The sequence below is a fragment of the Deinococcus metalli genome (assembly GCF_014201805.1).
GTDB lineage: Bacteria > Deinococcota > Deinococci > Deinococcales > Deinococcaceae > Deinococcus > Deinococcus metalli.
The window spans coordinates 95576-111822 of record NZ_JACHFK010000003.1 but is presented as its reverse complement, the minus strand read 5'-3'; the positions used below and the strand labels follow the sequence as shown (position 1 = coordinate 111822).

At 70.5% G+C, this 16247-nt stretch carries 17 protein-coding genes and 2 tRNA genes; 13 read left to right on the top strand and 6 right to left on the bottom strand.

All coding sequences use genetic code 11. The annotated features are described in order from the left end of the window. The first annotated feature begins 34 nt into the window (after positions 1-34). On the top strand, positions 35-1255 hold the full coding sequence (locus tag HNQ07_RS07580) for a sensor histidine kinase (protein WP_184110353.1): 1221 nt from the start codon (positions 35-37) through the stop codon (positions 1253-1255). Next, the gene (locus tag HNQ07_RS07575) at positions 1252-1914 is read left to right on the top strand and encodes a response regulator (protein WP_184110352.1); all 663 of its coding nucleotides are present in this window, start codon (positions 1252-1254) and stop codon (positions 1912-1914) included. Before HNQ07_RS07580 ends, HNQ07_RS07575 begins: the two co-directional genes overlap by 4 nt. A 7-nt stretch (positions 1915-1921) precedes the next feature. On the opposite strand, the gene HNQ07_RS07570 is transcribed toward HNQ07_RS07575, so the two are convergent. Together HNQ07_RS07570 and HNQ07_RS07565 are read right to left on the bottom strand one after the other, a co-directional pair. Continuing rightward, positions 1922-2251: a four-helix bundle copper-binding protein gene (locus HNQ07_RS07570; protein ID WP_184110351.1), complete on the bottom strand. Its 330-nt coding sequence runs from the start codon at positions 2249-2251 to the stop codon at positions 1922-1924. A gap of 78 nt (positions 2252-2329) precedes the next feature. After that, on the bottom strand, positions 2330-2647 hold the full coding sequence (locus tag HNQ07_RS07565; protein ID WP_184110350.1) for a hypothetical protein: 318 nt from the start codon (positions 2645-2647) through the stop codon (positions 2330-2332). 133 nt (positions 2648-2780) lie between these two features. Here HNQ07_RS07565 and HNQ07_RS07560 point away from each other — a divergent pair, with 133 nt between their 5' ends. The 4 genes from HNQ07_RS07560 (at position 2781) to HNQ07_RS07545 (ending at position 6795) form a co-directional block, all read left to right on the top strand. Continuing rightward, the gene (locus HNQ07_RS07560; protein ID WP_184110349.1) at positions 2781-3839 is read left to right on the top strand and encodes a glucose-1-phosphate thymidylyltransferase; all 1059 of its coding nucleotides are present in this window, start codon (positions 2781-2783) and stop codon (positions 3837-3839) included. Positions 3840-3899: 60 nt separating this feature from the next. Further along, the gene (locus tag HNQ07_RS07555; protein WP_184110348.1) at positions 3900-4502 is read left to right on the top strand and encodes a YceD family protein; all 603 of its coding nucleotides are present in this window, start codon (positions 3900-3902) and stop codon (positions 4500-4502) included. Further along, entirely contained in the window at positions 4502-4981 is a 480-nt protein-coding gene (gene moaC, locus HNQ07_RS07550) for a cyclic pyranopterin monophosphate synthase MoaC (RefSeq protein WP_184110347.1), read from the top strand. Before HNQ07_RS07555 ends, moaC begins: the two co-directional genes overlap by 1 nt. 149 nt (positions 4982-5130) lie before the next feature. After that, positions 5131-6795: a polymer-forming cytoskeletal protein gene (locus tag HNQ07_RS07545; protein WP_229831900.1), complete on the top strand. Its 1665-nt coding sequence runs from the start codon at positions 5131-5133 to the stop codon at positions 6793-6795. 75 nt (positions 6796-6870) lie between these two features. Here HNQ07_RS07545 and HNQ07_RS07540 read toward each other — a convergent pair. Both HNQ07_RS07540 and HNQ07_RS07535 read right to left on the bottom strand, forming a co-directional pair. After that, positions 6871-6956 (bottom strand) — tRNA-Leu (locus HNQ07_RS07540). A 71-nt stretch (positions 6957-7027) separates the two neighbouring features. Further along, positions 7028-7104: transfer RNA gene (locus tag HNQ07_RS07535), tRNA-His, on the bottom strand. 85 nt (positions 7105-7189) lie between these two features. Here HNQ07_RS07535 and HNQ07_RS07530 point away from each other — a divergent pair. Next, complete coding sequence (locus HNQ07_RS07530) at positions 7190-8332, top strand: acyl-CoA dehydrogenase family protein (RefSeq protein WP_184110346.1); 1143 nt, start codon at positions 7190-7192, stop codon at positions 8330-8332. Between the two features lie 46 nt (positions 8333-8378). Here HNQ07_RS07530 and truA read toward each other — a convergent pair whose 3' ends face one another. Continuing rightward, a complete protein-coding gene (truA, locus tag HNQ07_RS07525) occupies positions 8379-9167 on the bottom strand; it encodes a tRNA pseudouridine(38-40) synthase TruA (RefSeq protein WP_184110345.1) in 789 nt (262 codons plus the stop codon). A gap of 73 nt (positions 9168-9240) precedes the next feature. Between truA and HNQ07_RS07520 the strand changes: the two genes are divergently transcribed. The 5 genes from HNQ07_RS07520 to HNQ07_RS07500 all read left to right on the top strand — a co-directional run bounded on the left by HNQ07_RS07520 (position 9241) and on the right by HNQ07_RS07500 (position 13236). Continuing rightward, on the top strand, positions 9241-10086 hold the full coding sequence (locus HNQ07_RS07520; protein ID WP_229831901.1) for a LysM peptidoglycan-binding domain-containing M23 family metallopeptidase: 846 nt from the start codon (positions 9241-9243) through the stop codon (positions 10084-10086). Positions 10087-10122: 36 nt separating this feature from the next. Further along, entirely contained in the window at positions 10123-10356 is a 234-nt protein-coding gene (locus HNQ07_RS07515; RefSeq protein ID WP_184110343.1) for an antibiotic biosynthesis monooxygenase family protein, read from the top strand. Between the two features lie 176 nt (positions 10357-10532). Then, entirely contained in the window at positions 10533-10862 is a 330-nt protein-coding gene (locus HNQ07_RS07510) for a PadR family transcriptional regulator (protein ID WP_184110342.1), read from the top strand. Then, complete coding sequence (locus tag HNQ07_RS07505) at positions 10859-12055, top strand: permease prefix domain 1-containing protein (RefSeq protein WP_184110341.1); 1197 nt, start codon at positions 10859-10861, stop codon at positions 12053-12055. Before HNQ07_RS07510 ends, HNQ07_RS07505 begins: the two co-directional genes overlap by 4 nt. Beyond that, positions 12052-13236 (top strand): permease prefix domain 1-containing protein, encoded by a 1185-nt coding sequence (locus HNQ07_RS07500; RefSeq protein WP_260322815.1) that lies wholly within the window; start codon positions 12052-12054, stop codon positions 13234-13236. Before HNQ07_RS07505 ends, HNQ07_RS07500 begins: the two co-directional genes overlap by 4 nt. Here the strand turns inward: HNQ07_RS07500 and surE are convergent, their stop codons facing one another. Further along, positions 13237-14016: a 5'/3'-nucleotidase SurE gene (gene surE, locus HNQ07_RS07495; protein WP_184110339.1), complete on the bottom strand. Its 780-nt coding sequence runs from the start codon at positions 14014-14016 to the stop codon at positions 13237-13239. It lies immediately after the preceding gene. A 253-nt stretch (positions 14017-14269) separates the two neighbouring features. Between surE and HNQ07_RS07490 the strand changes: the two genes are divergently transcribed. Beyond that, a complete protein-coding gene (locus tag HNQ07_RS07490; RefSeq protein WP_184110338.1) occupies positions 14270-15973 on the top strand; it encodes an NPCBM/NEW2 domain-containing protein in 1704 nt (567 codons plus the stop codon). Positions 15974-16247: the final 274 nt, after the last annotated feature.

The following is a 16247-nucleotide window of genomic DNA, read 5'->3' as shown; positions in this document are numbered from 1 at the left end:
CAGACGCCTGCTCGCTTTCCCCGAGGAATCGACCATGACTGTCCTGCCCGTCCCCACCCTGTCCCCGGTCCCCGAGTCGCCGCGCGCCGCGCCCGCGCTGTCTCCGCCGGCCCCGGACGCGGCCGCCGAGATCCGGGGCAGCGTGCGGATCACCACCGTGGTCACGTGGGCGGCGCTGTCGCTGCACTCGCTGCTCGTCGAACCGGTGCGCGACCACCTGGCGCTGTGGCAGGTGCAGTGGTGGGGCGTGGCGAACCTGGCGTTCCTGGGCACCACACTGCTCACGCTGCACGTGATCGCCCGCCGGCCGAGGCGGGCGGTGCTGGGCCTGCTGCTGGCGCAGTCGGTGCTGGCGCTGGTCGCCAACGCGCTGCTGAACGGCAGCAGCGTGCAGGCTGGCCTGCTGATCGCGGTGGCGTCGCAGGTGGGCCTGCTGCTGCCCTTCCGGCAGGCCCTGCTGTGGGTGGCAGGACAGAGCGGCCTGCTGCTGTGGGTGCTGCTCACGCACTGGCACAACCTGGACGCGTGGGCCTTCACGACCGGCTACGTGTGCTTCCAGGTCATGGCGATCATGACCGTCCGCACCGCCATGCGCGAGATCCGCGCGCGGCGGCGGCTGGCGGTGGTGGTCGAGGAACTGCACGCCACGCGCGCCCTGCTGGCCGAGGCGAGCCGGTCCGCCGAGCGGCTGCAGATCTCGCGGGAACTGCACGACCTGCTGGGGCACCACCTGACGGGCCTGGGCATGCACCTGCAGGTGGCGCACCACCTGCTGCCGGACGGCCCGGCGCGCGAACACGTGCACACGGCGCAGGGGGTGGCGCACGAGCTGCTGGACGACGTGCGCACGGCCGTGCGCGGCATGCGCGACGCGTCGTCGTGCGACTTCCCGCTCGAACTGCGCGCCCTGACGCGCGGCACGGCCCTGACGGTGCACGTGACGCTGCCGCCGGACGTCCGGCTGGACTGCCCGGTCACGGCGCGGGTGCTGCTGCGCTGCGCGCAGGAGATCGTCACGAACGCGGCGCGGCACGCGCGGGCCACCCAGCTGTGGCTGGAGGTGTGGCGCGACGGACCGCTGATCCGGCTGCGGGCGCAGGACGACGGACCCGGCGTGTCCACCCTGCGCTTCGGCTGCGGCCTGAACGGCATGCGCGAGCGCCTGGAGGGCCTGGGCGGCAGCCTGGACGTGCAGACGCCGACCGGGCAGGGCGTCCTGCTGCATGTGGCCCTGCCCGCCGGGGGGCTGGCATGACGGCCGGCGACGCGGCCGTGCCGGGCGCGATCCGGGTGTGCGTGGTGGAGGACCAGACGCTGGTACGCCAGGGCCTGCGCTCCATGCTGGGCCTGTCGCCCGACATGCACGTGGTCGCGGAGGCCGAGGACGGCGTGCAGGCGCTGACGCTGGTGCCGGCGGTGCGGCCGGACGTGTTGCTGCTGGACTACCGCATGCCGCACCTGGACGGCCTGGGCGTACTGCGCGCGCTGTCCGCCCAGGGCACCCTGCCGCCCACCCTGATCCTCACGACCTTCGACGACGACGACCTGCTCATCCACGGCGTGGAGGCCGGCGCGCGCGGGTACCTGCTCAAGGACGTGTCGCTGGAGGTGCTGCTTGGTGCGATCCGCACGGTGGCCGCCGGGGGCCGCTGGCTCCAGCCCGTCTCGACCGGCCGTGGACGCGGTCCCGACGCGCCGGCCGCGCCCCGCCTCGAAGACCACGTGGCCCTGACCGAGCGGGAACGCGAGGTGCTGCGCCTGATGGCCGGCGGCTACTCGAACCGCGAGATCGCGGCACTGATCACGACCACCGAGGGCACGATCAAGGGGTACGTGTCGAACATCCTGTCGAAGATGGGCGTGCGCGACCGCACCCGCGCCGTGCTGCGGGCCATGGAAATCCAGCTGATCTAGGCGCTGACTACGCCGCCAGGGCGCGGCACGCGCTCTCGCAGCGGCGACACGCGGCGGCGCACGCCTGGCAGTGGTCATGGTCGTGCTTGCCGCACTCGGCGGCGCAGGCCGCGCAGGCGTCTGCGCACAGCGCACAGGCCGCCGCGTGCAGGGCGCTGTCGCGCATCAGCAGGCGGGCCGTCACGGCGCACACGTCGGCGCAGTCGCGGTCCAGGCGGATACACTCGCGCATCATCGCGATGTCCGGCTCGTCCAGGCACGCCGCCGCGCAGCGTTCACAGGCATCCACGCAGGCCAGACACGCGTCGATACACTCCAGCAGCTGTTGGTTGTCCATACCCGAGCGTGTCACGCGGCGGGGGGCCGGACGTGCGACGGACGTTCAGACGGACTTCAGACCCGGGCCGCGCTCCGGTCAGGTGTGGGCCGGCAGGGCGTACCAGTCGTCGTCGAGCGCCTCGTCGTGGGCATGCGCGCTGGAGGCCGCGGCGCTGGTGAAGCGGGCGAGGACGATCCCGCGCTCCGTGTCTCCGATGTGCAGCACGTAGCGGCCGTGGTCGCCGGGCGCTGTCACACGCTGGAGGCTGGCCTCGTAGGTCACGCGGCAGGGTCCGCCGACGGGCGAGTCCGGGTGGTCGGAGTGCACGACCGTGCCGTGGAACACGCGGTCCGGATCGCCCGGCTGTCCTCTCCACGCGCCGCGCAGGGTGATCTCCGGGGTGTGGTCACTCATGCGTCCATCTCAGCAGGCAGGCACGAGAACGCGGTGAGGGGGCAGGGCGTTCCCTTGTGACTTTCTGCACGCTCGGTCAGCCGGAGCGGGGGGATTAAGCACATTGTCAGGGCCTGTCCACTACACTCGCGGCATGAAAGCGATCATTCCTGCAGCAGGCCTGGGAACGCGGCTGCGCCCCCTGACCTTCACGCGTCCCAAGCCCGTTCTGCGGGTCGCCGGGCAGCCCATCATCCGCCACGCCATCCGCACCCTGCAGGACGCCGGCATCACCGACATCGGCGTGGTCGTGTCGGACATCACGCGCGAGGAGATCCAGCACGCCCTGCGCAACGTCACCGGCGTGGAGATCACGCTGATCAACCAGCACGAACAGCTCGGCCTGGGCCACGCGGTCCTCACGGCCCGGGAGTGGGTGGCCGACTCGGACTTCTGCGTGTACCTGGGCGACAACCTCTTCGAGTTCGGCGCCAAGCCCTTCGTGGACCACTTTCAGGAGGAGCGCCCGGCCGCGCTGATCGCGCTGGTCGAGGTGGCCGATCCGTCGTCCTTCGGGGTGGCCGAGATGGACGGCGAGCGCATCACCCGCCTGGTCGAGAAGCCCAAGAACCCGCCCAGCAACATGGCGGTCGCCGGGCTGTACTGCTTCACGCCGGAGATCTTCACGGTGCTCGACGGCATGGCCCCCTCGGCGCGCGGCGAGTACGAGATCACCGACGGCATCCAGGGCCTGATCGAGCGCGGCCGCGCGGTGGTGGGGCAGCCGGTCAGGGGCTGGTGGAAGGACACCGGCCGCCCGGCGGACCTGCTCGACGCCAACCGCCTGCTGCTGGAGCGCATCGAGACCGACATCCGCGGCACGGTCGAGGACTCGGTGCTGACCGGGCGCGTGGTGGTGCCGCCCTCGGCGCGCGTGAAGAACAGCAAGATCGTGGGGCCGGTGCTGCTGGCCGAGGGCGTGGTGATCGAGGACGCGTACATCGGACCCTTCACCAGCATCGGCAAGGGCAGCGTGGTGCGCAACGCCGAGGTCGAGCACTCGGTGCTGGACGAGGGCGCCAGCGTGGAGAGCGTGCACCGCCGCCTGCAGGACTGCCTGATCGGTGTGCGGGCGCAGGTGCGCGGTGACCGCACCATGCCGCGCACGCACAAGCTGACCATCTCGGACGCCAGCGTCGTCGAACTGGTCTGAGCCCATCCTCAATCCGCGCCCGGCACGGTCATGGTGCCGGGCGCGTCCTATCATGTCCAGATGACCGATTCGCCCCACATTCATCTGGGTTCCCTGCTGCGCGCCTCCGAGGACGCGCACGCCGAGGGCACCCTGGATCACCTCCGGTACGAGCAGGGCGGGCAGATGCAGACCCTGACCTTTGCGGAACCCGCTCCCTACGACGTGGACGTCAACGCCCTGGACGGCCACGAGATGTACCTGCAGGGCAGCTTCGAGCCGACCCTGACCATGGAGTGCGCCCGCTGCCTGCGCCCGGTGGACGTGCCGCTGGAGATCACGCTCGGCACCCTGATGCGCTACGAGCCGTCGGCCGACGCGCCGTACCTGGAGGAAGCCGAGTCCGGCGAGGAGGTGCTGGTCTTCGGGAATCCGGACCTGGACCTCAGCGCGTACCTGGCCGAGACGACGCTCCTGGCCGCGCCGCTGAGCGTGCTGCATGACCCGGCGTGTAAGGGCCTGTGCCAGGTGTGCGGCCACGACCTGAACGACGGGCCGTGCGAGCACATGGCGCAGGTGCCGGTCGAGGAAATCGACGACGACCTGGGCATCCCGGAGGGCAGCGCGCACGCCAAGCAGACCCCCTTCGCGTCCCTGGCGGACCTGAAGCTCCCGGAGGACTGATGACCGACGCCGCGCCGGAACTCACGCACTTCCGGGACGGCCAGCCGCGCATGGTGGACGTGACGGACAAGGCGCCCACCACCCGCAGCGCGACCGCCGAGGCGTGGGTGCGTCTGCCGCCGGAGGCCCGCGCGGCGCTCACGGCCGGCACGAACCCCAAGGGCGACCCGCTGGTGGTGGCCCGGCTGGGCGGCCTGGCCGGCAGCAAGCGCACCGCCGACCTGATCCTGCTGTGTCACCCGATCCCCGTGACGGGCGCGGACGTCGAGGTGACGCTGGAGGACGCGGGCGTGCGGGTGCAGGCGACCGTCCGCACCACGGCGCCCACCGGCGTGGAGATGGAGGCCCTGACGGCCGCCACGGTGGCCGCCCTGAACGTGTACGACATGCTCAAGGCGGCCAGCAAGGCCATCGAGATCACGGGCGTGCGCCTGCTCTCGAAGACCGGCGGCAAGAGCGGCGACTACCGGGCCGGGTAGGCCCGCGTCCAGGGAAGCGGGCCGCAGACACCACCGGACAGGAGCGCGTCAGGGAACGCCGCCCATGCTGGGAGCCGTCCGGACACGGGCGCGACGGGCTAGACAGCCGCCGGGAACTCCCGGTGACGCTTTGACGTAAAGGAAACCGTATGGGCGTGGAGCGTCGGGACAGCGCAGACGGCACGGGCGGCGACGCCCGTCTGCACGTGTTGTCGCTAGAGCTGCTGCACCGCGAGGCCGACGGCGACCTGGGTCCAGAGGACCGCTCGGCGCTGGACGCCCTGCCGGATCAGGTCGGCGTGGACGCCCAGCGCCGCGCCCTGGCCCACGCCACCGCGCTGCTGCGCGCCCTGCCGCCGCTCGACCCACCCGGGACCGTGGCGCCCGGCGTGGCCGCCGACATCGCCGTGGCCGCCCGCCTGACCCGCCCGCCCCTGCCGCGCAGCGTGGCCGGCGAGGTCGCGTCGGCCGTGGCGCTCGCCACGCGGCTGGCCCCGCCCGCCCCACCCCGCTCGGTCGCGCCCGCCGTCCTGACCGAGATTCAAGGCGCGGGCCTGCTGGGCCACGTGGGCGCCCCTCCCCTGCCCGGCAGCGTCGCGGCGGCCACCGCGTCCGACGTGGCGTGGGCCGCGCGGCTGGCGGCGCCTCCATCCCTGCCCCGGTCCGTGGCGGGCAGTGTGCTGTCGAGGATGCGGGCACAGGACGCCCCGTCGCCGCTGGCTCCGCCTCCGCTCTCTGCCCCCTCGCCGGCCGCGACCGCCTTCACGGCCCAGCCGTGGCAGTCGCCGCTGGTGCACCGGCGCAACTCCGCGCCGCTGACGCTGGTCGTGGCCCTGATGGTCGGGCTGACGCTGCTGGCCGTCACGACCGCGTGGCCGAACCTTGCGGCGGGCGCGCTGGTGCTGCGGACCCTGATCGCGCAGGTCTCCCCGCTGGCGGGCCTGGGCCTGGCGCTGCTGCTGCTCACGGCCGCGCTGGTCACATGGCGGCCCCGCCCCGCCATGCAGTGGGCCGGCGCGGGCGCCTTCGCCGTGAGCGCCCTGCTGACCCTGCCCGCCCTGGCGGACGTCGCGGCGCGGGGCGACGTGCACTTCGGGCGCAGCGTGACCGTGCAGGGTCCCGTGGAGGGCAACGTGATCGCCGTGGGCGGCAACATCGACCTGGGGCCCGGCGCCCGGGTGGGCGGCGAGGTCGTCACGCTGCTGGGCGACGTGCACCGCACGCCCGGCGCGCAGGTGGCCGGGCACGTCAGCGCCCTGCTGGGCCGCGTGCCGAGCGACCCCACGGCCGTGCAGACCGCCCCGCCGGACGGCATCGGCATGGCGACCGCCGCCGCGTTCCGCCCGGTGCTCGGCTGGCTCGGCAGCGCCGCGTGGCCGCAGGTGTTCATCACCCTGACCGGCGGCGCGCTGCTGCTGCTGTTCGTGGCGGGTCTGGCTCCCATGCTCGCCCGCCGGCAACGGCACGCGCCGGTGCGGGCGCTGGCGCTGGGCGTGCTGGTGCTCTCCGCGCTGCTGCTCCCCGCGTTCCTGCTGGCCGTGGCGGGCCTGCTGGGGCCTGCCCTGGTCGCATGCGCGCTGGCCGGCGTGCTGCTCGCCCTGGGCCTGAGCGTCAGCGCCTACGACGCCGGGCGTACGCTGGCCCGCCGCCTGAACCTCCCTGTGCCGGACGCTGTGGGCGCCCTGCTGGGCCTGAGCGCCGTGGCGGCCACGCTGGGCGAGCCGCCCCTGGCCCTGAGCGTGGCCCTGGTCGGCGGCGCGTGGGGCGCGGGCACGCTGCTCCTGACGAGAGGTGCGGGCGCGGCGCGCGCTTAAAGCAGACTGTTCGACGTCCGGACTTTCAGACGACACAGGGCGGCACCCCATGAAGCAGCGCCGCCCTGTGCGTTGTGGTGCGAGGAAAGGGACTTGAACCCTCACTCCCTACGGGAACCAGATCCTAAGTCTGGTGCGTCTACCAGTTCCGCCATCCCCGCACGCCCGTAAACCAACACCTCTGCATCAAAAGTGAACCGGCCCCGGGCATATGCTCGAGGCCGGCATGGACTGGGGTGGCTTAGGGGACTTGAACCCCCGGCCTCCGCTTCCACAGAGCGGCGCTCTAACCAACTGAGCTAAAGCCACCATGCCTTCGCAGGCCCACACATCCTAGTGGCGCCGGGCCGAGGTGTCAATCCTTCCTGCGGCGCAGGGCGTACTCTGACCCCACATGGATTTCCAACTACCCGAGGACCTGCGCGGCGTGCAGGCGACCATCCGCGAGTTCATGCTGGGCCGCGTGGAGGCCCGCGCCCACGACATCGAGGCCACCAACCGCATTCCGCCGGAACTGATGGCGGAGGCCGCCGCTCTGGGCCTGTTCGGCCTGAGCATCCCCGAGGAGTACGGCGGCGTCGGCCTGGGCATGCTGGGCCGCTGCGCCGCGTACGAGGCGCTGGGCCACGGCCACATGGGCTTCGGCGGGGTGATCAGCGCGCACGCCAGCATCGGCACGTCGGGGCTGGTCAAGCTGGGCACAGACGAGCAAAAAGCCCGCTTCCTGCCGCGCATGGCCGCCGGCGAGTGCATCGCGGGCTTCGCGATCACCGAACCCAGCAGCGGCTCGGACGCCGCGAACATCCGCACGAAAGCCGAAAAGCGCGGCGACGTGTATGTCCTGAACGGCACCAAGCACTACATTAGCAACGCGCCCATCGCCGGACTGCTCACAGTCATCGCGGTCACGGACGCCAGCCGGGGCACCAAGGGCATGAGCGCCTTTCTGGTCGAGCCGCAGGGCACGCCTGGCGTGAGCATCGGCAAGATTGACGAGAAGATGGGCCAGAAGGGGGCACTCAGCGCCGAGGTGATCTTCGACGACGCCGAGGTGCCCGCCGCGAACCTGCTGGGCCCCGAGCACCTCGGGTACCGCGAGGCGCTGGGCATCCTGACCAGCGGCCGGGTGGGCATCGCGGCGCGCTCCACCGGGGCCATGCAGCGCCTGCTGGACCTCTCGGTGGCGCACGCCAAGACACGCGAGCAGTTCGGGCAGCCCATCGCCGCGTTCCAGGCCGTGCAGTTCATGCTCGCGGAGATGGAGATCGCGGTGCAGACCAGCCGCGTGCTGTGGCAGAAAGTCGCGTGGATGGTCGATCACGGCGAGGACGTGCGGCGCATGGCGAGCGTCGCGAAGTACCACGCCACCGAGATGCTGTCGCAGGTGGCGGACAAGGCCGTGCAGGTCGCCGGCGGCATGGGCTACATGAAGGACTCGCCGGTGGAACGCTTCTACCGCGACCAGCGGCTGCTGCGCATCTACGAGGGCACCAGCGAGATCCAGAAGGTGATCATCGCGGGCGACCTGCTGCGGTAGGCCCTCCGGCGCGGAAGCAGGACCGTGGGCGACCCGTCATGCTCCCCTAGTCGCCGAGATCCGCGTACTCCGCACCGGCGAAGTACAGCCCGTGAGCAGGGACGTTTGCGCCGGCACGGGAGCGGTCGAGGCCGCGCAGAATGTCTCTGACGCCGTCCGGCTCGAGGCGACCCAGTCCGACGAGCAGAAGCGTGCCGACCAGGCCACGCACCATATGACGCAGAAAACTCTCGCCGTGCACGTGCACCTCCCACACCAGCGGGCCGGGCACGACGTGCAGCGCGCGCAGGTCGCGCACCGTGTGGCGTTCCTCCTGCGTGGCGAAGGCCGCGAAGTCGTGCGTGCCCAGCAGGTGGGTGGCGGCAGCGTTCATGGCCGGGGCGTCCAGCCGCTGCGGCACGTGCAGCGCCCGTCCGTGCCACAGCGGGTGCCGCTGCGGACTGGCCAGCACGCGGTACACGTACCGGCGTCCGGTGCAGGAAAAGCGCGCGTGGAAGCCCGGCGCCGCCTCCATGGCGTGCAGGACGGCGATGGTGGGCGGCAGGTGCGCGTTCAGCGCGCGGGCCAGCCGGTCCACGGGCACCCCGAAGGCCGCCGGGACGTCCACGTGCACGGGCATCGCCTCGGCGTGCACGCCCGCATCGGTGCGGCCGGCGGCGACCGCGCGAAACGCTCCGGGGGTCAATCGGGCAAGGGCAGCGTGGAGCGTGTCCTGCACACTGGCCATGTCCGGCTGCGCCTGCCACCCGGCGTAGGAGCCGCCGTCCCACGCGGCGGTCAGGCGCAGGCGCCGGTACCCGTCGGGGGGGCGGTAGGCGGGGCGGTCGGCGCTCACGGGTGCAGGGTAGCGCGGCGGTATGGAGCGCGGTTCTCACGGCACGTGCAGACAAGCAGATATGATTCCCCCTGTGAGACGTCATTCCTGGGCGCTGCTGGCGGCGGCCGTGCTGTGGAGCGGGGCGGGCGCCGATTCCTCGTACCGCGTGAAGCCCGGCGACACCCTCAGCGGCATTGCCGCGAGCACCGGCGTGGGCATGGCCGCCATCCGCGCCGCGAACACCCGCCTGAAGACCGGCACCGCCGTGCAGGCCGGGTGGGTGCTGACCATCCCGGACCGCAAGCTGCCCGCCACGGCGCACACCGTCACAGAGGGGCAGAACCTGACGGTGATCGCCCGCAAGTACGGCATCACGCTGACGCAGCTCGCGGACGCCAACCCGCAGTACCGGGGCGGGAAGGCCGTGTGGGTGGGTGCGGTGCTGACCATTCCGCCCCGCGTGGCGCATGCCGGCGCAGCGCCCGCGCAGCCCGCGGCAAACCGCGTGACGGTCCGCACGGCCAGCACCGCCAGTCCGCTCCAGGGACGCGGCGGGTGGCTGTGGCCGCTGGAGGGCTACCACGTGGTCAGCAGCGGCTTCGGCGAGCGCACCCTGGAGGGCCACGAGGAAACGCACTACGGCGTGGACATCGTCGCGCCGGTGGGCACCGTGGTGCGCGCGGCACGCTCGGGGCGCGTGCTGGAGTCGCGGCCGGACTTCGAGCGCGGCTGGGGCTGGACCGTCGTGATGGAGCATCCGGACGGGTGGATCACGCGCTATGCCCACCTCAGCGCGAACCTTGTGAAGGCCGGTGAACTGGTCGTGCGCGGGCAGCCCATCGGGCGCGTGGGCAACACCGGGCGCAGCACCGGGCCGCACCTGCACTTCGGCACGTACCTGCGCTGGGATCCGAAAGATCCCCTGAGCCTGTACTGAGCGCCGCGCGCGGGCCGGTGCACTAGCCTGCCCCGCATGGCTTCCCACGTGCACTATGCCGAGGGCCGGGGCGACGACGCCCTGGCGACCCTGCGCCGCTTCCTGGACACCCTGCCGCGCCAGCCGGGCTTCGTCAGCGCCGAACTGCTGTGGTCCGAGGCGCAGCCTGGCCTGTACCTGGTCATGAGCCGCTGGGAGGGCCGCGTGCCTTCCCTCGACCTCGCGCCGGGCCTGCGCGGCTGGACCTTCGAGACGGTGGACAGCCGCTGAGGGCCGGCCTCATCTGACGTGCACCACACCTGCGGTGGTCAGGAGTCTTGAACAGATGGGATGCACAGCACCAGGCTCCCCTCCGAGCGACCTTGCAATCCGATGCCCCTTGCCTTACGATGCTCCTACCTCGGAAAGCAAGGCTGTGACACTCGCACGGCCGCAAAGGCTCTGCCATGGATGCCCAGCAGCTCAAAGGCCACCTTGACCTCCTCCTGCTCGCCACCCTCGACACCGGCCCCCGCTACGGCGGCCAGATCATCGCCGACGTCCAGGCCGCCACGGACGGCTACTTCGCCCTGCGCGAAGGCACCCTCTACCCGGCCCTCCACCGCCTGGAAAAGCAGGGCTTCATCACCGGCGAGTTCCAGCTCCTGCCCCGTGGAGGCAGCCCGGTGAAGGTGTACACCCTGACGCCCAGTGGCAAGGAAGAACTGAGGGTGCAGCGCGAGCGGTATGAGCAGTTCAGCGGAGCCGTGCGGGGCGTGATCGGCGGGAAGGCGTGAAGGCCACCGAGCGGTACCTGCGGCAGGCGACCCGTGGGCTGTGGGGCCAGAAGAAGCGCGACGTCATGACCGAACTGCGCGGCGCCATCGAGGACAAGATCTACCGCCACCGGCTGTGGGGCCTGAGTGAGAGCGAAGCGGAGCGCGCCGCGCTGCGTGATCTCGGAAATCCGGTCGTGATCGCCCGTGATCTGACTGCAGTGCACACGGCGCCTCAAGTTGCCCGGATGACCCTCCTGCTCGGCATCGCTGGCCTGTTGGGTCTCCAGGCCGTCGCGCAGACCACCCCCATCCGTTCGACCGTCCTGCCCCAGGCGTTTCGTGACATCTGCAGTTATCCCAGCGGCGCTGACCTGCAGACCCTCAGTGCGGCCGACCGCTCCAGATTCCAGCGCATCGTGGCCCGGAAGGGTGGCCCCGCCGGGTTCCTGACCTCGTGCCGACGAGATGCCGCCCAGTCTGGTGCCCATACCGTGCTCAGGGTCAAGGATGTTCTGGCCGCCCTGACAGCGGGCAGCATCAATGTCGGGGATCAGACGGACTACACCTCGGCGACCTCGACCACGCCGCTGATCGTCCACACAGGCCTGACCCAAGGCGCGCTGTATCAGACGACCGACATCGGTGGGGAGCGGTATATCGGCTTGGGTGACCTGATCGCATTCCTGAGCTTCGCCACCAGAGAGCCACTGCACCTCACTGGTACCCGGAATCCGGTCTTGCAGGTGGGTGCCGTCAAGCTCCGGCTCGGGTCGGAGGAGGCTCCGATCACCGCGACCAATGTGGTGGCCGGCGTGATCCTGCGCAGACTGGGGGGCATCAACCTGCCCCGACCAGCTGAACTGGCCTATGCCCCTGACTCACCCACGGCGCCCACCTCGGCGCCGCGCTTGACCGTGCGCGGCCGGGATGGGGAGCTGTTTGCGGTGATCCAGAACTTCGAGCGCATCAAGGGCAACTCGGCGGAATGGCTCATGGTGCGGGCACGCGTGAACGGCAGTGTTCCCATCGCCTTCCAGACCATCACACCGGCCCCCCGACTGGTCACGACGCTCGCGGAACTCAATGCCGCAACGGCACGCAAGGAGAACGCCGTGATGGTGTACCGCGTGAATGCCGATGACCTGCGCCACGTGACGCTGGTCCAGGTGCCCGCCGCGCAGTTGGCGTTCCTGGCAAAGGGGAACCGATGAACCCTACCGAGCGCTACCTGAGACGGGCCACCCGTGGGCTCTGGGGCCAGAAGAGGCGAGACGTCATGACCGAGCTGCGCGGCGCCATCGAGGATAAGGTCTACCGCCACCGGCTGTGCGGACTGAGTGAGATAGAAGCGGAGCGCGCCGCGCTGCGTGACCTCGGCAGTCCCGCCGTCATAGCCCGCGAGTTGGGGATCGTCCATACGGGGCCGCAGGTGGTGCGTACGACGCTGCTCCTTGGGGTGGCAGGTCTGCTCGGCTTGCAGGCAGTCGCGCAGGTGAACGGCATTCGGGCCATTCCCGATCCTCAGCTTCGACTCTGCGCATTCGACGAGGATTACCTGAAGCTCCTCCCGCAGACGTCTGCCCAGCAGGTTCGGCAGCAGCTCTCACATCCGGGCGAACGCGGAAAGTTGATCGCGGACTGCCTGAAACGTTCGCCCACACCCGGCAATCAGCTTCTGCGCGTGGCGGATATCTGGGTGTCCCTTCGCGCCGGTGGCGTGAAAGTGGAGCAGCTCCCAGGGAGCCTGTATCACCTGACATTCCCAGGTCACACGGACGCTCAGCTTGTTGATTTCACCCAGAGTGCCCGGTGGGTGAAGGGCGAGAAGTACGTGGACGTCTTCTCACTGCTGATGATTCTGGACAACAGTACAGATACGCCACTTCGACTGTCCGGCACGCTCCAGCCTGTGCTCAGGGTTGGCCCAGCCTCCCTGACCCTGGGCACACCATCTGCTCCCGTGGCCGCCAACGACCTGTACACGGCCGCGCTGGTGGCACCGGTCACGCAGGCTGTCGGTCACGAGCTGTCGTTCACGTCCTCGAACCTGAAAGATCCCAATTCTTACCTCGCCTTTGAGACAGGCGCGACGGACGGCACTCGCTACGCGGTCCTCGATAACCGCAACTTTTTCTGCGATTGCATGCTCGGTGGACTAGCACCGCGCTATCTGTTGTCCGTACAGACCACAGTCCATGGGCGGGTGCCCACGACTGTCCTGTCCGGTGAGGGTCAGGGCGTCCCAGTGATCGTGGCCAGCGTGTCTGAGCTGCACCGGGCCACTCAGCAGCGTCAGCGGGCCATCCTGATCTCACGCATTGACGGCAGCGACCTGCGCCGCCTGACCCTGACGCCCATTCCCGCCGACCAGGTGAAGGTCGTGCAGCCCTGATTACACGCCGGGCAGGTAGGAATTGACCTCGCCCATCAGGTCGCGGGCGGTCAGGTCGAGACGCACGGGCGTGACGCTGATCATGCCGGCCTGCACGGCGCCGTAATCGGTGTCCGGGTCGTCGCGGTCCGGAGCGGTGCTGGTGCCGGCCACCCAGTGGTACTCGCGGCCCTCGGGGTCGTGGCGGGTGACGATGGTGTCCTCCCAGCGGTGCTCACCCACCCGCGTGACGCGCACGCCGGTGGGTGCAGAGCGGGGAAAGTTGACGTTCAGGAGCGTGCGGGGCGGCAGGCCGCGTTCCAGCACCTCGGCGGCCAGACGGGCGGCGTACGCAGCGCTCGCGGCGAAGGCGTACTCGCCGTCCTGGCTCCCCTGCTGGCTCAGGGCGATGGCAGGAATGCCCAGCGCGAGACCCTCGATGGCCGCCGCGACCGTCCCGGAATGCGTGAGGTCGTCTCCCAGATTGGGACCGAGGTTGATGCCGCTCACGATCAGGTCGGGGCGTCCGAGCAGATGCACGGCCAGCACCACGCAGTCGGCAGGGGTGCCGTCCACCCGGTACGCGGGAATGTCGCCGAAGCCCGCGCTGGCAGTGTGCTTGAAGCGCAGCGGGCGGCGGATGGTGATGCCGTGCCCGACGGCGGACTGCTCGACGTCCGGAGCGACCACCACCACGTCCACATCGGGCAGGGCGGCCATGGCGAGGCCCAGCGCCTTGATGCCGGGGCTGAAGATGCCGTCGTCGTTGGCGACGAGGATGGTTCTCCGGGAAGTCGTCATGCCGTCAAGGTAGCGCCCCCGCGTTAGTGGCCTCCCGGTATGACCGGCCCGCGATCAGCCGGCCTCACCCGCTGCACACGCCATGGCCCGGCGCGGCCAAAGGGGCTCATGGTTCCTTGATCTGCGGGCCATAAAGTACGGTTCTCCAGCACAACCGGCGGCACTTCCCTACCCTGGGCCCAGCCACCCGCGGGCGTTCTGGGCGGCCGGACCACGTCCCTCCCACCTCTACCGTGCCTTTCGAGGTCTCTGCATGAAGACACGCTCTGCACTCCCCCACCCAGCGCTGCTGGCTCCCGGCAGCGCGCTGCTCCTGACCCTGACCGCGTGCACCCTGAACGGAGGCCGCAGCGGCAGCGCCGACGGCTTCCTGACCTCCCAGTCCATGACGGCCGGAACGACCGTCCTGAGCAGCGTGAAACCCACCGGCAGGGCCACCTTCGGCAAGGACCGCAGCGCCGGCGGAGCGGGCCTGACGGTGGCCGGCGTGGCGTACCCGCGCGGCCTGGGCGTGAGCGCACCCTCCACGCTGGAGTACAACCTCGGCGCGCAGTGCCGCTCGTTCACGGCGCAGGTGGGCATCGACGACGATTCCGGCGCGAGCGGTGCAGCCACCTTCAAGGTGTTCGTGGACGGCCGCCCGATGTTCGATTCCGGTTCGCTGCGCGCCGGGGCGTCGAAAGCCGTGAACGTGAACGTGGAGGGCGGCGAGACCCTCCAGCTGGTCGCGGAGGGGGCCGGCGGGACCCACGCCGACTGGGCGGACGCGAAGGTGGACGGCTGCGTGGTGTACCAGGCGCCTATCGAGGTCATGCCGTACGGCAGCGGCACGCTGACCATCACCGGCAATTACCGCAGCGACGCCCTGGACGTCCCAGCCATCAAGATCAGCACCACACAGCCGGTCGTGATCAAGAACTGTGTGGTGGCCGGGCGCGGTCACCTGATCAGCACCCGCATGAACGGGGAATTCACAGTTGGGTCGAACGTGACCGTGCAGAACTGCCGCGGCTACGGCCTGAACCCGGACGAGCGCATGGGCGTGCCGGGCCGGTTCCTGCACATCCAGGCCCCTGCCAGCCTGACCGTCCAGAACGACTTCATGAAGGGCACCAGCGGCATCTACATCCAGGGTGGGGAGAACGGCACGCTGGGACGCCTGAGCATCGTGCGCAACCGCGCCCTGAACATCGACGGGCGGCGCAGCGACGGCAAGGGCGGCTGGCTGATTCCCGGGCCGTCCGACACGCAGGACAAGTTCTTCCGGGTGCAGTTCGTGCAGCTCAACGCCGTGCGGAGCACCCCGGACGCCGAGATCGCGTGGAACCGCGTGGAGAACGAGCCCGGCTACAGCCGCGTGGAGGACAACATCAGCATCTACGAGTCCAGCGGCACGCCCGGCCACCCGATCCGCATCCACCACAATCTGATCCGCGGCGCGTATGCGTACCCGGCGGATCTGGAGGGCTACAGCGGCGGCGGAATCATCACGGACGGGTGCGTGTCCCGCCACGTGGACATCGGCAACAACACGGTGCTGGAGACCAGCAACCACGGCATCGCCATCGCGAACGGCGAGGCGGTCGCCATCCACGACAACCGCGTACTGGGCACCGGCCTGCTGCCGGACGGCCGGCACGCAGGCGGCGCAGACAACGGAATCTATGTCCGCTGGGCCAGGAACTGCAGCCAGCTCGGCGTGAACCTGAACAGCAACACGGTGACGGGCAACACGGTGGGCTTCGGGCAGCCCACGCCGGGCCGCCCGGACCAGCGCAGCGACCTGTACATCGCCACGACGTCGCAGGGCAAGCCGCTGGCCCAGCAGTCCGGCAACACGCGGATCGCACCGCTTGACGAGAGCATCACCCGCAGCAACCCGGACATCATCACCCAGGCGGTGACGGACTGGGAGGGCCTGCTCGGGTCGAACGGCGTGACCGTCGGGCCGGAGTAAGCGCGCGGCAGCCATAAAGAAGGACGGCCGGGACTTATCCACAAGCGGCTGTGGATAAGTCCCGTTCTCAGCTCGGTCTGTCAGAGCGACGTCAGTTCTTCGGTTTTTGACGTGCCGGACAGGATATTGAGGGCAATCCCAGCCCATCATCGGCTCCAGCTCGCGGACTTATCCACACCCCCGCAGAGTTATCCACACCCCTTCCTGCACCGGGGTGTGGATAACTCCTGTTCCGTGGCGTGGGCGGCTGGAACAGCACGCCCCGTCGGGCGAC

Bases quoted from the DNA above. Each gene is read 5' to 3' on its own strand.
- HNQ07_RS07510 (WP_184110342.1), top strand. From the start codon at position 10,533: ATGGATGCCCAGCAGCTCAAAGGCCACCTTGACCTCCTCCTGCTCGCC.
- HNQ07_RS07580 (WP_184110353.1), top strand. From the start codon at position 35: ATGACTGTCCTGCCCGTCCCCACCCTGTCCCCGGTCCCCGAGTCGCCG.
- HNQ07_RS07570 (WP_184110351.1), bottom strand. From the start codon at position 2,251: ATGGACAACCAACAGCTGCTGGAGTGTATCGACGCGTGTCTGGCCTGC.
- HNQ07_RS07515 (WP_184110343.1), top strand. From the start codon at position 10,123: ATGGCTTCCCACGTGCACTATGCCGAGGGCCGGGGCGACGACGCCCTG.
- HNQ07_RS07530 (WP_184110346.1), top strand. From the start codon at position 7,190: ATGGATTTCCAACTACCCGAGGACCTGCGCGGCGTGCAGGCGACCATC.
- HNQ07_RS07575 (WP_184110352.1), top strand. From the start codon at position 1,252: ATGACGGCCGGCGACGCGGCCGTGCCGGGCGCGATCCGGGTGTGCGTG.
- HNQ07_RS07555 (WP_184110348.1), top strand. From the start codon at position 3,900: ATGACCGATTCGCCCCACATTCATCTGGGTTCCCTGCTGCGCGCCTCC.
- HNQ07_RS07545 (WP_229831900.1), top strand. From the start codon at position 5,131: ATGGGCGTGGAGCGTCGGGACAGCGCAGACGGCACGGGCGGCGACGCC.
- HNQ07_RS07490 (WP_184110338.1), top strand. From the start codon at position 14,270: ATGAAGACACGCTCTGCACTCCCCCACCCAGCGCTGCTGGCTCCCGGC.
- HNQ07_RS07500 (WP_260322815.1), top strand. From the start codon at position 12,052: ATGAACCCTACCGAGCGCTACCTGAGACGGGCCACCCGTGGGCTCTGG.
- HNQ07_RS07560 (WP_184110349.1), top strand. From the start codon at position 2,781: ATGAAAGCGATCATTCCTGCAGCAGGCCTGGGAACGCGGCTGCGCCCC.
- moaC (WP_184110347.1), top strand. From the start codon at position 4,502: ATGACCGACGCCGCGCCGGAACTCACGCACTTCCGGGACGGCCAGCCG.
- HNQ07_RS07565 (WP_184110350.1), bottom strand. From the start codon at position 2,647: ATGAGTGACCACACCCCGGAGATCACCCTGCGCGGCGCGTGGAGAGGA.
- surE (WP_184110339.1), bottom strand. From the start codon at position 14,016: ATGACGACTTCCCGGAGAACCATCCTCGTCGCCAACGACGACGGCATC.